A 17480-nucleotide genomic window follows, 5' to 3' on the forward strand; every position below is an offset into this window, starting at 1 on the left:
GGCGGTCCGGGCGGGCGAGTCAGGCGCAGGGCAGCTCGACCGTGACCACCGTAGGCCCTCCCGCCGGGCTGTCGCAGGTGAGGGTGCCGTCGACGGTGCGCACCCGGGCCAGCAGCCCGGTGAGTCCGGAGCCCGCGCCGATCACCGCTGCGCCCCCGCCGTCGTCGGCGACGCGCAGGCGCAGCAGGCCGTCGTGGGCGGTGACGGTCACCGTGGCCGCGTCGGCGCCGCTGTGTTTGGTGGCGTTGGCGAGGAGTTCGGCGGCGCAGAAGTAGGCGATGGACTCGACGGCCGGGGTGGGGCGGGCGCGGATGTCGGTGGTGACGTCGACACTCAGGGCGCAGTCGGCGGCGAGGGTGGCGAGGGCCGCGGGCAGGCCCTCGTCCAGGACGGGCGGGTGGATGCCCTTGACCAGGTGGCGCAGGTCGACGATGGCCTGGGTGGCGTTGCCGCGGGCGGTGTCGACGACGGCGAGGACGCGCTCGCCGTCGGCTCCGACGGTGACCAGCTCACGGATCACGGTCAGATGCATGGCCAGGCCGACGAGCCGGGCCTGGGTGCCGTCGTGCAGGTCGCGTTCGATACGGCGCAGGGTGGCGGCGGCGTCCTCGACGGCGTGCGCGCGGGTCTCCTCCAGGGCGCGGATCCGGCGGTCGGCGGCGCTCGGGCCGAGCAGCGCGGTCAGCAGGAGTCGGTGGGGTGTGAGGGCGTGGCGCAGGAGGTCGGGGGCGACGGCGAGCAGCAGCAGTCCGGCCGCGACCGGGATCAGCCAGCGCGGCCAGCTGTCGACCTGGTGCCCGAAGAACTCCAGCGAAACCCGCGACACCGAACCGTCGGGGTGGTGCAGGGTCCGGTAGTTCAGGTGCTTGAGCAGCGGGTGCAGGGTGAACAGGACGCCGTACACGTATCCGACGAGGATCGCCGCCAGTCCGAGCACCGCCGTGAACGGGGTCGCCAGCGCGCACGCGACGGCCCGCCAGCCGACCCGCTCGCCGAGCACCGCCCGCCGCCACCCGAGCACCCCGGCGCCGCCCGGCGGGGCCGGGTCCTCGATCTCCACGCCGAGCAGCCCGCGGGCCAGCCCCCGCTGCACCGTGCCCAGCGCCATCGCCCCCCGCACCGTCCCGGCGATCAGCCACAGCCCCAGCGTGGTCACGGACAGCGCCCCGCCCACCACCAGCCCGACCAGGACCAGTACGAAGCCGACCAGTGCCAGCGGGAAGGCGATCACCGCGTACAGCAGGGCGGCCAGGGCGCGGCGGCCGAAGGTGGCGGCGGCGAGGGAGCGCAGGCGATTCACAGCGGCCAACCTAGGCGAGGGCGGTACGGGCCCACCGGAGCTGGAGTCCGGTCAGTGTGCGCACGACCCAGGGCATGAGCAGCAGGAAGCCGAGCCCGCCCACGATCGCGTGGAACGCCCAGGCGCCGGAATACGTCGGTCCGCCCCACGCGTCGGAGGGGTCGCCGCCCGCGCGCAGGGGCCAGCCCAGGTTCATGGGCACGATCGACCAGCCGTACAGCGTGACGACCGCAGTGACGAGGTTGAGCGGCAGCGCGACCAGTGCGTGCAGCAGCCCGGAGCGGGAGCCGCGGGCCGGCGCCGCGCCGAGCAGCGTCCGTGCCAGCCCCCGCTGCCAGCGCCCGGTCGGCAGGCCCGCGAGGCCGAGGGGGACACACACCATGCCCATCGGGAGAGCGGTGACCGCATACGCAGTGCGCCGCCACGTCGGCGCGGTGAACGGCTCGCGCACGAGCCGCCAGACCCACACGGCGGCGACGTCCCGCTGCGCCGGTCCCGGGTCCGGAACCGGGATCTTCCGAATGAGGTCCATGACGCATCCCCCTGAGCGTGAGCTGCCGAAAGCCGACGTCTCAAGGGTCCCGTCGCCTCCGGTCGTAGACGATGGGGCCTGCACGGAGACCGGAGGTACGGTTCACCCCACCCCGCCGCCTTCCCACCCGGCCTCACAGCCCGCCAGCACCGCGACCTGCGAACCCTCACACCCGCCCCCGGGCCCCGCTGAGGGCAGCGTTCCTCATGGGAAACAGACGTGATGCGGTCGGGAAACACCCGCACCGCACGCTCGACACCATGACCTCGAATACGCGTGTGGTGGTGATCGGCGCCGGCCTCGCGGGCGTACGGCTCGCCCGGCGGCTCGGCGAGCTGGGCACGCCCGTGACGCTCGTCGGCGACGAGGAGCACCGCCCGTACAACCGGGTGCTGCTCGCCGAGGTGCTGGCCGGGCGGTACAGCCCCGAGGTGATCGCCCTGCCGGCGCCCGCGGAGCTGACCCGGGGCCGGGTCACCGGCATCGACCGCGAGATGCGAGCCGTACATCTCGCGGACGGGTCGGAGATCGCATACGACACCCTCGTCCTGGCCACCGGCTCCAACGCGGTGCTGCCGCCGCTGCGCGGGCTGTTCACCCCGGACCATGAACTGCCGGAGGGCGTTCACGCCTTCCGCACCATGGACGACTGCCTGGGCCTGTCCAAGGCGGTACGGCCGGGGGTCCGGGCGGTCGTGATCGGCGGCGGGCTCCTCGGGGTCTCCGCGGCCCGCGCCCTGGCGCTGCGCGGCGCACAGGTCGTGCTCGCGCAGCAGTCCGAGCGGCTGATGGAGCGTCAACTCGACCCGGCCGCCTCGAAGCTGGTCCGGCGCCATCTCGTCGACCTGGGCGTCGAGGTGCACACCGAGTGCCGGGTGCGCGACGTGCGCTCGGTGGGCGGTGCGGTCCGCTCGGTCGAGATGGCCGACGGATACGCGCTGGACGCGGACCTCGTGGTCGTCGCCTGCGGGGTGCACCCGCGCGTCGGTCTCGCCCAGAACGCGGGCCTCGCCGTCCACAAGGGCATCCTCGTCGACGACGAACTGCGCACCTCCGACCCGCACATCCGGGCGATCGGCGACTGCGTCCAGCACGACGGCCAGGTGTACGGCCTCGCGTCCCCGGCGCTCGAACAGGCCGACGTCCTGGCGGAGTCACTGTCCGGCCGTACGGACGCCCGCTACACGGGCACCCGGGCACTGACCCGGCTGACGCTGGCCGGTGAGGGCTTCTTCGACCTCGCCGCCTTCGGCGAGACGGAGCCGCGTCCCGGCGACGACGTCGTGCAGCTCGCCGACGCCACCCGCGGCACCTACCGCAAGGTCGTCGTCCGCGACGACCGCCTGGTCGGCGGGGTTCTCGTCGGCGAACTCGGCACCGTCGGCGCGCTCGCCCGCGCCTGGGAGGGAGCAGAGCCGCTCCCCGACGACGGCCCGCTGCTCCACCTGCTCACCAACGATGGAGGCTCCTGATGACCGCCACCCCGGAGGCCACGGAGGCCACCCCCACGATCGTGCTCGTCGGCCACGGCATGGTCGGCCAGCGCTTCCTCGAAGCGCTCGCCGAGCGCGGCCTGACCGCCACGCACCGCGTGGTCGTGCTGTGCGAGGAGCCGCGTCCGGCGTACGACCGCGTGGCGCTCACCTCGTACTTCTCGGGCAGGACCGCCGAGGACCTGTCCATGACGGACATGGAGTTCATCGAGACGCACGGCATCGAGCTGTACGTCGGTGATCCGGCCGTCTCCGTCGACCGCGAGGCGAAGAAGGTCACCGCCCGGTCCGGCCAGGTCTTCGACTACGACACCCTCGTCCTCGCCACCGGCTCGTTCCCCTTCGTCCCGCCGGTCCCCAACAAGGACGCCGAGGGCTGCTTCGTCTACCGCACGATCGAGGACCTCCTCGCCATCGAGGAGTACGCGAAGACGGCGACGACCGGCGCGGTGGTCGGCGGCGGCCTGCTCGGTCTGGAGGCCGCGGGCGCGCTGAAGGGTCTCGGACTGACCTCCCACATCGTGGAGTTCGCGCCCCGGCTGATGCCCGTCCAGGTCGACGAGGGCGGCGGCGCGGCACTGCTGCGCACCATCGAGGACATGGGCCTGAGCGTGCACACGGGTGTGGGCACGCAGGAGATCGTGACGGACTCCGAGGGCGCCGTCACCGGCATGAAGCTGTCCGACGGCTCCGAACTGGCCACCGACCTGGTGGTGTTCAGCGCCGGTGTCCGCCCCCGCGACCAGCTGGCCCGCGACTGCGGTCTGACGGTCGGCGAGCGCGGCGGCATCACGGTCGACGAGCAGTGCCGTACGGTCGCCGACCCGCATGTGTTCGCGATCGGCGAGTGCGCGCTGGCGGCGGACGGCCGGGTGTACGGCCTGGTGGCCCCCGGATACGAGCAGGCGGAGACAGCGGCCGCGACGATCGCGTCCGACGAAGCCGCCTTCGTCGGCGCCGACCTGTCGACGAAGCTGAAGCTGCTCGGCGTGGATGTCGCCTCCTTCGGTGACGCGCACGGCGCCACCGAGGACTGCCTAGACGTCGTGTACTCCGACTCCCGCGCGGGTCTGTACAAGAAGCTGGTCATCGGCCGCGACGGCACACTGCTCGGCGGCATCCTGGTCGGTGACGCGGAGGCGTACGGCACGCTGAAGGCGTTCACCGGCTCGGTCCCGCCGGTCTCCCCCGAGTCGCTGGTGCTGCCGGCCGGCGCCGGGGCGCCCGCCCAGATCGGGCCGGCCGCGCTGCCGGACGACGCGATCATCTGCTCCTGCAACAACGTCCGCAAGGGCACGATCCGCGGCGCCGTCACCGAGCACAACTGCACCACCGTGCCCGAGGTGAAGAAGTGCACCAAGGCCGGTACGACGTGCGGCAGTTGCGTCAAGGTCCTCGGCCAGCTCGTCACCGCCGAGCTGGAGGCCTCCGGCGTCGAGGTCGACAAGGGCCTGTGCGGCTGCTTCGCACAGACCCGCGAGGAGCTGTACGAGATCGTCCTCGCCCTGCGCGTCAACACCTACCAGGATCTGCTCGACCGCTACGGCCGCGACGGCGCCCGGGGCGGCGACGGCTGCGAGATCTGCAAGCCGGCGGTCGGCTCGATCATCGCCTCCCTCGCCCCGACGATCGGCGCGAGCGGCTATGTCCTGGACGGCGAGCAGGCGGCCCTGCAGGACAGCAACGACCACTTCCTCGCCAACATCCAGAAGAACGGCTCGTACTCGGTCGTCCCGCGGATCGCCGGTGGTGAGATCACCCCGGAGGGGCTGATCGTGATCGGCGAGATCGCCCGGGACTTCGGCCTCTACACGAAGATCACCGGCGGCCAGCGGATCGACATGTTCGGCGCGCGGGTGGAGCAACTCCCGCTGATCTGGGCCCGGTTGGTGGACGCGGGCTTCGAGTCCGGGCACGCGTACGGCAAGTCGCTGCGCACGGTGAAGTCCTGCGTCGGCCAGACCTGGTGCCGCTACGGCGTCCAGGACTCGGTCCGGATGGCGATCGACCTGGAGCTGCGCTACCGGGGCCTGCGCTCCCCGCACAAGCTGAAGTCGGCCGTATCCGGCTGCCAGCGCGAGTGCGCGGAGGCCCAGTCGAAGGACTTCGGCGTGATCGCCACCGCGGGCGGCTGGAACCTCTACGTCGGCGGCAACGGCGGCGCGACCCCGCGCCACGCGGACCTCCTCGCGCAGGACCTGTCCGACGCGGAGCTGATCCGGCTGATCGACCGGTTCCTGATGTTCTACATCCGCACCGCGGACCGGCTGGAGCGCACGAGCGTGTGGCTGGAGCGGATCCCCGGCGGCCTGGACCACGTGCGTGACGTGGTCGTCGAGGACTCCCTCGGTATCTGCGAGGAGCTGGAGTCCCTGATGGCGGCCCATGTCGCGAACTACCGCGACGAGTGGGCCGAGACCATCAACGACCCGGAGAAGCTGGCCCGGTTCGTGTCCTTCGTCAACGCGCCCGACACCCCCGACCCCGTCGTCGGCTTCGTCCCCGAGCGCGACCAGATCAAGCCCGACCTGCCGCTGCTGACCATCGGCTCCCGCCCCCTGGAAGGAAGCGCCCAGCGATGACCCTGGCACCTGAGACCACCGACCTGAAGATCCAAGTACGGCTGGACGAGGACTGGGTGACGGTCTGCGACCTGACCCGGCTGCTCCCGGGCCGCGGTGTGGCGGCCCTGCTGCCGGACGGCGGCCAGGTGGCCCTGTTCCGCGACCGCGCGGGTCAGCTGTACGCCATCGACAACCGTGACCCCTTCGGCGGCGCCGCGGTCCTCTCCCGCGGCCTGACCGGCACCCACCAGGGCCGCCCGTTCGTGGCCTCGCCGCTACTGAAGCAGCGGTTCGACCTGGAGACCGGGCAGTGCCTGGACGACGAGGCGGTGCGGGTGGCGACGTACGAGGTACGGGCGTCCTAGCAGCGATATTTCTTGACTGGTCGTTCTTGTTGAATCTAGGCTGGCCGTCGTGGCCAGGACCAAGGAATTCGATCCCGAGGCCGCGCTCCAGGCAGCCCTTGAGTTGTTCTGGCGGCGCGGCTACGAGGCGACGTCGATGTCCGACCTCGTGGAGCACCTCGGCATCGGACGGGCGAGCCTGTACGCGACCTTCGGCAACAAGCACGAGCTGTACCTGAAGGCGCTGGAGCGCTACGACCGCGCGGGGCTCCCGCCGATCCTGCGGGAGCTGTCCCAGCCGGGACCCGCACTGCCGGCCGTGCGCAGCGTCGTACGGCGGTACGCGGCAGAGGCCACCGACGCGCAACTGCGCCTGAGCGGCTGCATGATCACCAATACCGCGGCGGAACTCGGCCCGCACGACCCGGCCGCGGCCCGGCATGTGGAGCGCAACTGGGACCAGTTGGAGACCGTGCTGCACTCGGCACTGGTCCGCGCGCAGGCGCAGGGTGAGCTGCCCGCCGAGCGCGATCCGCTCACCCTGGCCCGCATGCTGCTGGTCCTGCTCCAGGGCCTGCGCGTGGTCGGCAAGGCGTCGGCGGACCCGGCGCGGGTACGGGACGCGGCGGAGCAGGCGCTGACACTGCTCGACTGAGGAGCACCTCGACCGGGGTGCTTTTCCTTTGCCCTGATACTGAACCGATCGTTCAAGAAAAGGAAGCAGCATGACAACTGCACTGCACCGGGCCCGCTTCACCGACCGGACCGCCATGGTCACCGGTGCCGGCTCCGGCATCGGACGGGCGATCGCGCTGGCGCTCGCGGCGGAGGGCGGACACGTCGTGGCGGTGGGCCGAAGGCAGGAGTTGCTGGAGGAGACGGTGGCGCTGATCGAGGAGGCGGGCGGAAAGGCGCTGGCGGTGTCGGCGGACGTCGCTCGCGCGACGGACGTCCAGGCGGCGGCGGCAGCCGCCGTCGAGCACTTCGGCTCCCTGGACGTGGCGGTGAACAACGCCGGTGTCTTTCGGGGCGGCGCCCCGCTGGCCGACCTCACCGAGGAGGACTGGCACACCCAGCTCGACGTCAACGTCACGGGCGTGTTCCTCGCCCTGCGGGCCGAGATCCAGCAGATGCGAACCCAGCCGACCGGCGGCGCGATCGTCAACATCGCCTCCATCTTCGGCGCCCATGCCCGCAACCCCGGCGCCGCCGCGTACGCCGCGACGAAGGCCGCCGTCTCCGCCCTGACCAGGGGCGCCGCCCTCGACCACATCGGTGACGGCATCCGCATCAACGCGGTCAGCCCCGGCGCGGTGCAGACCCCGATGTCGTTGCGCCCCGGCGAGACGGACGCCGACCGCTCGGCCCGCGCCCGGGCCACCCTCCCCCTCGGCCGCATCTCCACGACGCGGGAGGTGGCAGCGGCCGTCCTCTACCTGGCCTCGGACGACGCCTCTTCGGTGGTGGGAACGGACCTGGTGGTGGACAGCGGGGCGACCGCCTGAGCCGGGGAATCGCCGGACACTAACGTGACGTGACCGTACGGTAGCTCTCCGCATGGTCCTGGTGCCCGCCGGGCAGCGGCCTCGTGTCCAGGTAGAACCACTCGGCGCCCGGGCCCGGTGCCACCGGTGGGGCCGCCGGCGGAGCGGCCGGTGGTGCCGGGATCGGCTCGACGACCGATGCCTGCGTCCTCGCCGGGCCCGGCATCAGCAGTTCCACCCGCAGCCCCGTCCCGCGCTGCTGCGCCGTGAACTCCTCCACCTGACTGCGGCACGCGTGGTCCAGATGCGTCACGCCGGTCAGGTCCAGGCGGATGCGGGGCTTGCCCGAGGCCGCCGCGCTCTCCAGCGCCTCGATGACCTGGGGCAGCCGCAGGAACGTCGCGTTGCCGGCCATGACGACCTTCGCCGTGTCGTCCTCGACGTGCTGCCGGATCACCGTCTGCGACATACGCAGGGCGGCCAGCACGATCCCGGCCGCGAGGCCGATGAGGACGCCTTCCAGCAGCGCCGTCGCGACGATGACCAGGGTGGTCACCGTCATCACCACGAACTCGCCCCGGTCCTGGCGCCACATCTTCGGGAACTCCTCCGGCGCGAACAGCTTCCAGCCGCTGTGCACGAGGACGCCCGCGAGCACCGAGATCGGGATCAGCGCCAGGACCTGCGGCAGCAGCAGCGCGAAGGCCAGCAGCCACAGGCCGTGCAGGGTGCGGGAGATCCGGGTCTTCGCCCCCGCCTGGACGTTGGCCGAGCTGCGCGCCACGACCGCCGTGATCGGGAGGGCGCCGAGGATGCCCGCGATCGTGTTCCCGGCGCCCTGGGCGATGAGTTCGGTGTTGTAGCGGGTGCGCGGGCCGCTGTGCATACGGTCCACGGCGGCCGCGGTGAACAGGCTCTCCGCGGAGGCGATGACCGTGAAGGTGAGGATGGACGTGATGACCGCCGCGTCCGCCAGCCCCGCGAACTCCCCGGCCCCCGGCACCCGCACCGACGCCAACAGGTTGCCGACCTGGAGGGTCTTCACGTCCACGCCGGGCAGCGCGGCGACCGCGACACCGACGCCGACCGCGACCAGCGCGGCCGGGATCCGCTTGGCCGGGCCCGGCACCTTCTTCCACAGGAAGCTCAACACGATCGTGGCGATGCCGAGCAGCGTGGCGATCATCGCCTGGGGGTTGGTGAGGATGTCGGCGAACAGGCCCGGGACCCCGGCCATGTTCTCGATCGGCGTGCCGGGTGCCTTGGCGTCGGCCATCGGATAGGCCTGACTGAACATCAGCGGCAGCCCGATACCGGCCAGCATCCCCTGGACCACGGCGAGGGAGATCGCCTGGAACAACCGGCCCAGGCGTACGACGCCGAGGACGATCTGGAGGATGCCCGAGAACAGGACGATCACGCCGAGCATCGCCAGGCCGTGCTCCAGCACCGTCTCCGCGACCAGCGCGGCGAGCCCCGCGGCCGGCCCGCTGACCTGGAGCGTGCTGCCCCGGACCGCGCCGACGACCAGGCCGCCGATCACCCCGGAGATGATCCCGAGCTCGGCGGGGACACCGGAGGCGACGGCCACGCCGATGCACAGGGGCAGGGCGACGAGGAAGACGACGAGGGAGGCGGTGATCTCATTGGCGAGGTCGGGCCTGGAGCCGGGCCTGGAGCCTGACTTGGAGCCCTTGTCCGCCGAGGGCGCCGGGGCACTCTCCGCCGCCGCCTTCTTCGTACGCCCCGCCCCGCGCCCCCGCGCATGCGCCCCGCTCATCCGGTATGCACCCGGAACCGGCCGTCGCCCTCCCGCTCGTGCACCTGCCCGGTGTCGACCTCGTAGTACCAGCCGTGCAGCCGCAGCCGTCCCCCGTCCAGCCGCTGCCGCACCACCGGGTAGGTCCGCAGGACGGCGAGCTGGTTGACGACGTTGCCCTGCGCCACGTCGGGCAGCGACGGGTCGTCGGAGGCGGAGTCGAGGACCGGCGCCAGTTCGGGGCGGGCCAGCTGGAGCCAGGCGTCCACGCCGGGCAGCGCGGTCAGGTCGTCGCCGGACTTCAGCGCACCCATCGCGCCGCAGTGTGAGTGACCGCACACGACGATGTCCTGAACCCCGAGCACCTCCAGTGCGTACTCGATGGTGGCGGCCTCCCCGGACGCGCCGGGACTGCCGTACGGCGGCACGATATTGCCCGCGTTGCGCAGCTCGAATATCTCGCCGGGCCGCGCGCCGGTAATCAGGGCGGGTATGACCCGTGAGTCCGAGCAGGTAATGAAGAGTGCCTCGGGATATTGCCCTTCGGCCAGTTTCCGGTATTCACCGCTCTCGAAATCGACCCTGCGACTGAACGAGCGGGCACGGTCCAGCAACGCCTTCAACGATGCCTCCTCAGCTGGGAGTTCGACCAGTTCACGGCCAGCGTAGAGGTGGGCACACCAGAGGAAGGTTAAGTAAAGGACAGTGCGCGTCCAGGAATTGGACATTCTTTGTCGCAATGCCCCACAAGCGCTTGTTTCTTGTAGCGTGTCGACGTCGGGGCAGAGAATGCAAATTCACCGAGAGACAGGACGCATGGGCATACGAGTGCTGCTCATCGAGGACGACGAGACGATCGCCGAACCCCTTGTCGAGGGACTGGGTCACTTCGGGCTGACGGTGGATCACGTGACCACCGGGGCGGAGGGGTTGAGAAGTGCGTACGGCGATGTCGTCCTGCTCGACCTCGGGTTGCCGGACATGGACGGCATCGACGTGTGCCGGGGCATCCGGCAGGTCTCGGACGTGCCGGTCATCATCCTGAGTGCGCGGGGTGAGGAGGCCGACCGGGTGCTGGGGCTGGAGCTGGGGGCGGACGACTATCTCGCCAAACCGTTCAGCATGCGGGAGCTGGTGGCACGGGTGCGCGCCGTGACCCGGCGCTCGCAGCGCACGGAGGCGGGGGCGCCGCCGGTGCGCGCGGGGACGCCGGTCGAGCGCGGCCGTACGGAAGCGCTGGTGGAGCGGCTGCGCGCGGAGGCGGGGGCACAGCCGGCGCTCACCGCGCCGCCCACGCCCCCGTCGTACGAGGCCGCGCCGCCCGCGTCGTACGAGGACCCGGCGCCCCGACCGCCGTACGCACCCGGCCCCTTGGTCGTGGACCGCCGCACCCGTCAGGTCTGGGTGGGCGAGATCCCCGTCACTCTCACCCCCAAGGAGTTCGAGCTGCTGGCGCTGCTCACCGAGGATCCGGGGGCGGTGTACTCCCGGCAGCAGATCCTGGACCGGGTGTGGGACCCGCACTACGAGGGCCCGACCAAGACGCTGGACGTCCATGTCGCCTCGCTGCGGCGCAAGCTGGGAGCCGCGGAGTGGATCCAGACGCTGCGCGGGGTCGGCTTCCGGCTGGCGGTACAGACCGAACCGGCCGGGCAGCAGGTGCCCTCGCCATGACCCGCCGGCTGCTGCTCAGCTACCTGAGCCTCGCCGCGCTCGTGCTGTTGTGCCTGGAGATCCCGCTGGGCTTCGTGTACTCGCGCAGCGAGCGGGAGCGGGTGGTGAACGCGGCGAAGGACGAGGCCGAGTCGGTCTCCGCGTACGCCTCGCTGTCGCTCAGCGCGGGCCGTGCCGAGCGGGACCTGCCCCGCCGGGTGATCCACTGCGCCGAGCGGATCGGCGGGAAGGTGGTGGTCGTGGACGCCGCGGGCGCGCTGCTCGCCACCTCGCATCCGCTGGCCGCCGTCATGTCGGCCGACCTCGCCTCCCGCCCCGGTATCGCGGCCGCCCTGCACGGCACCGCCACGGTGGACGTGCGCACGTCGACCATCGGCGGGGTCGAGTACCTCTCGGTCGCCGCGCCGGTCCGGCATACCTCGGGGTTGCAGGGCGCCGTGTGGCTGACGCTGCCGACCCGGACGGTGCACGAACGCGTCCATCACGTCTGGCTGTTGCTGTGCCTCGGCGGGCTCGGGGTGCTGGCGGCGGTCGCCGTGGTGGGGTTCGCCATCGCCCGCTGGACCGGCCGGCCGATCCGCGAACTGGAGCGGGCCACCCATGAGTTGGCCGAGGGCGGGCGGGCCACGCCGGTGACGATGACGAAGGGCCCGCCGGAGGTGCGCCGGCTGGCCGCCGCGTTCAACCGTACGGCGGCCCGGCTCGCCCATCTCCTGTCCGCCCAGCGGGCGTTCGCGGGCGAGGCCTCGCACCAGCTGAAGACGCCACTGGCGGCGCTGCGGCTGCGGCTGGAGAACCTGGAGCCGAACGTCACCGACCGCGGCCTCGGCAGCCTCACCGCCGCCGTCACCGAGACGGACCGGCTCTCCCGGATGGTCGAGGGGCTGCTGGCGATGGCCCGCCTGGAGGAGGACTCCGCGACGCCCGCCCCGGTCGACGTCGGCGCCGTCTGCGCGGAACGGCACCGCACATGGCTGCCGCTGTTCGAACAGCAGCGGGTCTCGCTGGTGCTGTTCGTGGGCAGCGTGGGGCCGGTCCTCGCGGTGCCGGGCGGGGTCGAGCAGATCGTGGACAACCTGCTGTCCAACGCCCTGCGCGCCTCGCCGCGCGACAGCACCGTGACGATGGAGCTGAGGCTTTACGTCCCGGCCCGCCGCGCCCTGCGCGACGCCCGCCCCGCCTGGGTGGACCTGCACATCACCGACGAGGGCCCCGGCATGACCCAGGAGCAGCGCGCCCGCGCCTTCGACCGGTTCTGGCGGGCGCCGGGCGCCCCCAAGGGCGGCACCGGCCTGGGGCTGTCCCTGGTACAGCGCCTCGCCCACGCGAGCGGCGGCGAGGCGAGCCTGCACGCGGCGAGTTCGGGCGGCCTGGACGCGGTGATCCGCCTGCCGTCGGCGCAGGGGCCGCCGCAGAGCGCCGGGGGCGGCCACCAGCCGGGCAGAGGCGGCCGGCGTCTCCGTGAGGCCCCGGCCCTTCCGGCGTAGCGTCGCCGTGCCGGGTGGCTCCACGCGCCGCACACCGGCTTCACAGCCTGTCCATAGGGCGGCAACCCCGCACCCCCGAGGTCCGTAACCCCGCGCCCCTAGCGTCCGTCACCGCGCGACCCCGCCCCCGACCGGGGGCGGGTCGGTCACGGCACCCTTGGAGCAGAAGTGGAACGTCGTACCTTCCTGCGTGCGACCGCCATCGGCGGCGGCGCCGCCGTCTTCGGCGGAACCCTGTGGCGCGGCGCCGCATACGCCGCGCCCGCCCAGCCCGGCGCGGGCCCGTACGGGGCGCTGGGCTCGCCCGACGCCAACGGCATCCGACTGCCGAGCGGCTTCACCAGCCGCGTCATCGCCCGCTCCGGCCAGACGGTCTCCGGAACGTCGTACAGCTGGCACAACGCCCCGGACGGGGGCGCCTGTTACGCGGACGGCTCCGGCTGGATCTACGTCTCCAACTCGGAGATCAACCCCTCCGGCGGCGCGAGCGCGGTGAAGTTCTCGGCGGCGGGCGCGATCACGGGCGCGTACCGGATCCTGTCGTCCACCCGGCAGAACTGCGCGGGCGGCAAGACCCCGTGGAACACCTGGCTGTCCTGCGAGGAGGTGTCCCTCGGCTACGTCTACGAGACCGACCCCTGGGGCACGAACGCGGCCGTGCGCCGCGCGGCGATGGGCCGCTTCAAGCACGAGGCGGCGGCCGCCGACCCGGTCCGCAAGGCGATCTACCTGACCGAGGACGAGACGAACGGCCGCTTCTACCGCTTCGTGCCGACGACCTGGGGCGACCTGTCCTCCGGCACCCTCCAGGTCATGGTCGCGGGCAGCGCGACGTCGGGCTCGTTCACCTGGGCGAACATCCCCGACCCGGACGGCTCCCCCACCGCCACCCGCTCCCAGGTCTCCGGCTCGAAGTCCTTCAACGGCGGCGAGGGCTGCCACTACGCGAACGACACGGTCTGGTTCACCACCAAGGGCGACAACCGTGTCTGGCAGGTCAACCTCACCAACAACACCTACGAGTTGGCGTACGACGACTCCCTCGTCAACGGCACTGCCCCGCTCACCGGCGTCGACAACATCACCGGTTCCTCCTCCGGCGACCTGTTCGTCGCGGAGGACGGCGGCAACATGGAGATCTGCGTCATCACCCCGGACGACGTGGTCGCCTCGTTCCTGCGGATCGACGGCCAGTCGGGCTCGGAGATCACGGGCCCGGCGTTCTCCCCGGACGGCACGCGTCTGTACTTCTCCAGCCAGCGGGGCACGAGCGGCAGTTCGTCGGGCGGCATCACCTATGAGGTGACGGGCCCCTTCCGCGCATAGCGGTCACAAAACAGCCACACCTCCTTCACACTCGGTCGCGGAGCATTACGGTCATCCCCTCACGCAACACCAGTGGGGGGATGACATGACCCATCCGTACACCGCACCACCCATGCCCGGGCAGCCCGTCCGCCCGGGCCCCAAGTGGGCCCGCAAACGCTACGTACTCCCGGCGCTGGGCCTGGCCTTCTTCATGGGCATCGCCGCAAGCGGCGCGTCCGGCGAGGACGCGAAGAACACCGAGGCAAAGCCGACATCGGCCTCACCCCGGCCCACGGTCACGGTCACGACGACCACGACGGCACCGGCCGAGGAACCAGAACCGGCGCCGACGGTGACCGCCACGAAGACCATCAGGGCCACCAGAACGGTCACGGCAGCACCGGCGGCGGACAGCGGCTCCGTCTCCGACGACGACTCGTCCTCCGGCGACGTCTACTACGCCAACTGCTCGGAGGCCCGCGCAGCCGGCGCCGCCCCCATCCACCGAGGCGAACCGGGCTACGCCTCCCACCTCGACCGGGACAACGACGGGGTGGGCTGCGACAGCTGAGAGCCGTGAGCGACCGCCCGCCGCGATGCCGGTCGCGACGGACGGTCACTTCACCGGCCCGGGCTCACCAGTCCGGGCTCACCGGTCCGGGCTCACTTCACATCGACGAAGTCGGCCGAGCCGGTCGCGGCCACGGTGAGGCTCGTGCCCGCAAAGTCGTAGCGGTAGGCGCCGTCCGCCGTCGCCTTCACGGTGGTGGTGGCCCAGCCGTTGCGGTCGGTCTTGATCTTCTTCAGCGTGACGAAGGCGCCGCTCGTGCCCTTGCGGTACTGGAGCAGCACCTGGTGCCCGATGAGGGGCACGTTCGTGCGCGTCTCCCAGCCGGCGACGGTCATCCGGGCCTTGACCGTGAGGTCCTTGCCCTTCTTCACCGGCTGCGGGGTGGCGACGGTCTGGGACATGTACGTCTGGCGCTTGATGCGTGCGAAGTAGGCGCCGTCCCCACGGGTGACGTTGCCGGCCCCGTCGGTGGCCACGGGACTGATGGTCCAGACACCGGCAAGGGCGTTGCTGCGGAGGTTGACGTTCGGGTCGGCGGTCACGAGGGCCTCGCAGAAGGAGGTGGTCTCGTTCAACTTCACGCAGTCGCTGGGCCCGACCAGGACCCCGTCGGCATTCGCCCGGTCCGCCCCGTGCCACAGCTCGTACGACACGCTCCGCACGCCGGACGGGTCGGTGACCGTCGCGGAGACCGAGAACACCCTCTTGCGCGCGGCCTCGACGCCAACGGTGTAGTCGCGGTCGTGGTTGACATCGATGTTCCAGAACCTCGTACCCGAGTCGTCGGAATCGGCCCCGGCGGCCGGTACGGCGAGAGCGGCTACGGCCAGGACGGCGCTGAAGGCGGCGGCAGTGGCAGTGACGGCGGTGGCACGTCTGCGCATGGTGTGGTTTCCCCAAGTTCGATGAATCGGGTGGTCACTTCACCCGCGTCAGACAAGGCGGAAATCCAGGGGGTTGTGCACCCCGGCCGGCCCGACCCGGCTCTTAACCCTGCGCTCACCCTGGGTTGGCGCAATCACGGGTCACCGGACGCACGGAAGGGCGGCACCCCCGCACGGGTGCCGCCTTATCTGTGTCTACCTGCGAACTCCCCGTTTCCCGGGGTCGTGAGGGCACTCTCAGGGCACTTCCGCCAGGGCCTCATCAATGAGCGCGGCCGTCGTGTCCTCGTCGTCCTCGTACAGATGCACGTACAGGTCCAGAGTGATCGATGGCTTAGCGTGACCGAGGCGCCGCTGCACCTTCTTCACTGACGCGCCGTGCTTGATGAGTACCGAGGCGTAAAAGTGCCTCAGATCGTGCGTCGTCGTCCCCTCGGGGACGCGCAGCGGCGMCTCGGCGGCGGCCAGCTGCTTGTTTGCCCGCTTCACCATGCGCGCCCACAGCTTCGCCCACGACCCGCGCCGGATCGGGTCGCCCGTCTCGCTCACAAACAGCAGCCGGGCCTTCCTGGTCCTCGGCTTCCTCGGGTCCGTCCGGTCCTCGATCTCCACTTCGGCCGGCGGGTACGCCTTCAGGTGCTCCTCGACGGCCGCCACGGCGGACACCGACAGCGGCACTGTGCGGTAGCTCTTCTCCGTCTTCGGCTCCCCGATGTACGGCACGCCCTTGTCGGGGCCGATGAGCTGCTGCTCAACCTCGACCGTTCCGGCCAGCAGGTCGACGTGCTCAGCCTCCAGTCCGAACAGCTCGGCCTGCCGCAGGCCCGTGGTCGCGGCCAGGCGCATCAAGGCTCGGTAGCGGGACGAGGCTGCGGCCAGCAGGGCGCGTACTACTGCGGGGTCAAGCGGCACCACCTCGGGCTTGCGGATCTCGGGGAGGTCGATGCCGTGGCAAGGGTTCGCGCGGATGATGCCGTCGTAGTGGGCTGCGGCCATCACGCCGAACAGGGCATTCCACGGGGTTCGAAGGCTGGACGGAGCCAGGACGGCGGAGCGGTCCTTTACCCATGCCCTGATGTCCGATCGCTTGATACTGGCGATCTGACGGGCACCGAGCAGCGGGTAGACGTGCAGCCGCAGCCCCCGCTCGACGTTGGATTCCGTCCGCTCGCGGTGTGTCGCCATGGTGCGCCACTCCTCGGCGTAGTCCCGGAGCGTCTGTCGGCGCGTGACACGGTCGACGTACTCGCCCCTGTCCAGCTCGTTGGTGATCTCGGCCGCCCGCGCGTCGGCTGCGGTGCGCTTGGCGAAGTTCTCCTTCTTCTGCTCGCCGGACGGGTCCCGGTAGCGGACCTGCCAGCGCTTCCCTACGCCATGTTCAGCGGACGGAGACACGGACTTGCTCTTCGTGCTGTGCTCCTTGCACGGCTCGGCGTCGGCCGGCGGTCGGGACCGGTGCCAGCGGTCATACACGTCGGCCATCAGTTCCCCTCCCGCCAAACCGAGTCGGCCAGGAAGTGGCGTGCATTCTGGTGGGGTTCGCTGCCCTTTCGGGTCATGCCGCGCATCGGCCTCCGATCTCTTCAGCGTCGTACTTGTCGAGCGCTTCGGCGTCGTACAGAACATGTCGACCGCGCCGCATGAAGCACTGCGGGCCGGTGCCGGCGTAGCGCCAGTAGCGGACAGTTGCGGGCGACGTGCGGTAGCGCTCGGCGACTTCCGCAGTCGTCAAGTACCTCTTCATGACGTCCTTCCTGGCGAGCGACTAGTCGCTCAGTCACCACCCCGAAGCTGCCTTCGTGAGCGAGTGCCGCCGCACAAACCGCAATATCCGCAGAAGGACTTGGGAGGCCCGTTGACCTGCGGTGTTGCGGTGTGTGGGTGATGGCGGGCGTCACTCCGCAAAAATCCGCGATATTCCGCAAAAATCACGGGCATCGGCGACCGGCCCCGGGGGGTGGGAGTGCGCTCGGTTTTTTGCGGAATWTCGCGGATTTTTGCGGAGTGACGCCCGCCATCACCCACACACCGCAACACCGCAGGTCAACGGGCCTCCCAAGTCCTTCTGCGGATATTGCGG

Annotated in this window: 16 protein-coding genes; 9 read left to right on the top strand and 7 right to left on the bottom strand. The window is 71.3% G+C overall.

Annotated features, from left to right (window positions below; genetic code table 11):
* Positions 1-19: 19 nt before the first annotated feature.
* Together EAO75_RS34390 and EAO75_RS34395 are read right to left on the bottom strand one after the other, a co-directional pair.
* Positions 20-1300 carry a sensor histidine kinase gene (locus tag EAO75_RS34390; RefSeq protein WP_261989554.1) on the bottom strand — a complete coding sequence of 427 codons (1281 nt, stop codon included), beginning with the start codon at positions 1298-1300 and terminating at the stop codon, positions 20-22.
* A gap of 10 nt (positions 1301-1310) precedes the next feature.
* Positions 1311-1832, bottom strand: coding sequence for a hypothetical protein (locus EAO75_RS34395; protein ID WP_147999082.1), 522 nt, complete (start codon positions 1830-1832; stop codon positions 1311-1313).
* Between the two features lie 260 nt (positions 1833-2092).
* On the opposite strand from EAO75_RS34395, the gene EAO75_RS34400 reads away from it, so the two are divergent.
* The 5 genes from EAO75_RS34400 to EAO75_RS34420 all read left to right on the top strand — a co-directional run bounded on the left by EAO75_RS34400 (position 2093) and on the right by EAO75_RS34420 (position 7738).
* Positions 2093-3304: an NAD(P)/FAD-dependent oxidoreductase gene (locus tag EAO75_RS34400; RefSeq protein ID WP_147999083.1), complete on the top strand. Its 1212-nt coding sequence runs from the start codon at positions 2093-2095 to the stop codon at positions 3302-3304.
* On the top strand, positions 3304-5907 hold the full coding sequence (gene nirB, locus EAO75_RS34405) for a nitrite reductase large subunit NirB (RefSeq protein ID WP_147999084.1): 2604 nt from the start codon (positions 3304-3306) through the stop codon (positions 5905-5907). The genes EAO75_RS34400 and nirB overlap by 1 nt, the downstream gene beginning before the upstream one ends.
* Complete coding sequence (gene nirD / locus EAO75_RS34410; protein ID WP_147999085.1) at positions 5904-6254, top strand: nitrite reductase small subunit NirD; 351 nt, start codon at positions 5904-5906, stop codon at positions 6252-6254. The genes nirB and nirD overlap by 4 nt, the downstream gene beginning before the upstream one ends.
* A gap of 49 nt (positions 6255-6303) precedes the next feature.
* Positions 6304-6888, top strand: a complete 585-nt coding sequence (locus EAO75_RS34415) for a TetR/AcrR family transcriptional regulator (protein WP_147999086.1) — start codon at positions 6304-6306, stop codon at positions 6886-6888.
* A gap of 70 nt (positions 6889-6958) precedes the next feature.
* Entirely contained in the window at positions 6959-7738 is a 780-nt protein-coding gene (locus tag EAO75_RS34420; protein WP_147999087.1) for an SDR family NAD(P)-dependent oxidoreductase, read from the top strand.
* A 19-nt stretch (positions 7739-7757) separates the two neighbouring features.
* On the opposite strand, the gene EAO75_RS34425 is transcribed toward EAO75_RS34420, so the two are convergent.
* On the bottom strand, positions 7758-9497 hold the full coding sequence (locus tag EAO75_RS34425; RefSeq protein WP_147999088.1) for a SulP family inorganic anion transporter: 1740 nt from the start codon (positions 9495-9497) through the stop codon (positions 7758-7760).
* Positions 9494-10099 (bottom strand): carbonic anhydrase, encoded by a 606-nt coding sequence (locus EAO75_RS34430; RefSeq protein ID WP_147999089.1) that lies wholly within the window; start codon positions 10097-10099, stop codon positions 9494-9496. Before EAO75_RS34430 ends, EAO75_RS34425 begins: the two co-directional genes overlap by 4 nt.
* Before the next feature lie 193 nt (positions 10100-10292).
* Here EAO75_RS34430 and EAO75_RS34435 point away from each other — a divergent pair, with 193 nt between their 5' ends.
* The 4 genes from EAO75_RS34435 to EAO75_RS34450 all read left to right on the top strand — a co-directional run bounded on the left by EAO75_RS34435 (position 10293) and on the right by EAO75_RS34450 (position 14516).
* The gene (locus EAO75_RS34435; RefSeq protein ID WP_187284703.1) at positions 10293-11150 is read left to right on the top strand and encodes a response regulator transcription factor; all 858 of its coding nucleotides are present in this window, start codon (positions 10293-10295) and stop codon (positions 11148-11150) included.
* Complete coding sequence (locus EAO75_RS34440; RefSeq protein WP_147999090.1) at positions 11147-12637, top strand: ATP-binding protein; 1491 nt, start codon at positions 11147-11149, stop codon at positions 12635-12637. The genes EAO75_RS34435 and EAO75_RS34440 overlap by 4 nt, the downstream gene beginning before the upstream one ends.
* A 168-nt stretch (positions 12638-12805) precedes the next feature.
* Positions 12806-13963: an alkaline phosphatase PhoX gene (locus tag EAO75_RS34445; RefSeq protein WP_147999091.1), complete on the top strand. Its 1158-nt coding sequence runs from the start codon at positions 12806-12808 to the stop codon at positions 13961-13963.
* An 85-nt stretch (positions 13964-14048) separates the two neighbouring features.
* A complete protein-coding gene (locus tag EAO75_RS34450; protein WP_147999092.1) occupies positions 14049-14516 on the top strand; it encodes an excalibur calcium-binding domain-containing protein in 468 nt (155 codons plus the stop codon).
* 92 nt (positions 14517-14608) lie between these two features.
* On the opposite strand, the gene EAO75_RS34455 is transcribed toward EAO75_RS34450, so the two are convergent.
* From EAO75_RS34455 to EAO75_RS34465, 3 genes are all read right to left on the bottom strand, one after another.
* Positions 14609-15400 (bottom strand): hypothetical protein, encoded by a 792-nt coding sequence (locus tag EAO75_RS34455; protein WP_147999093.1) that lies wholly within the window; start codon positions 15398-15400, stop codon positions 14609-14611.
* 237 nt (positions 15401-15637) lie between these two features.
* Positions 15638-16882 (bottom strand): tyrosine recombinase XerC, encoded by a 1245-nt coding sequence (xerC, locus tag EAO75_RS34460; RefSeq protein WP_147999094.1) that lies wholly within the window; start codon positions 16880-16882, stop codon positions 15638-15640.
* Positions 16883-16955: 73 nt separating this feature from the next.
* Entirely contained in the window at positions 16956-17132 is a 177-nt protein-coding gene (locus tag EAO75_RS34465; RefSeq protein WP_410092534.1) for a helix-turn-helix domain-containing protein, read from the bottom strand.
* Positions 17133-17480: the final 348 nt, after the last annotated feature.

This window comes from Streptomyces sp. UW30 (genome assembly GCF_008042075.1).
In the GTDB taxonomy this organism is placed as follows: Bacteria; Actinomycetota; Actinomycetes; order Streptomycetales; family Streptomycetaceae; genus Streptomyces.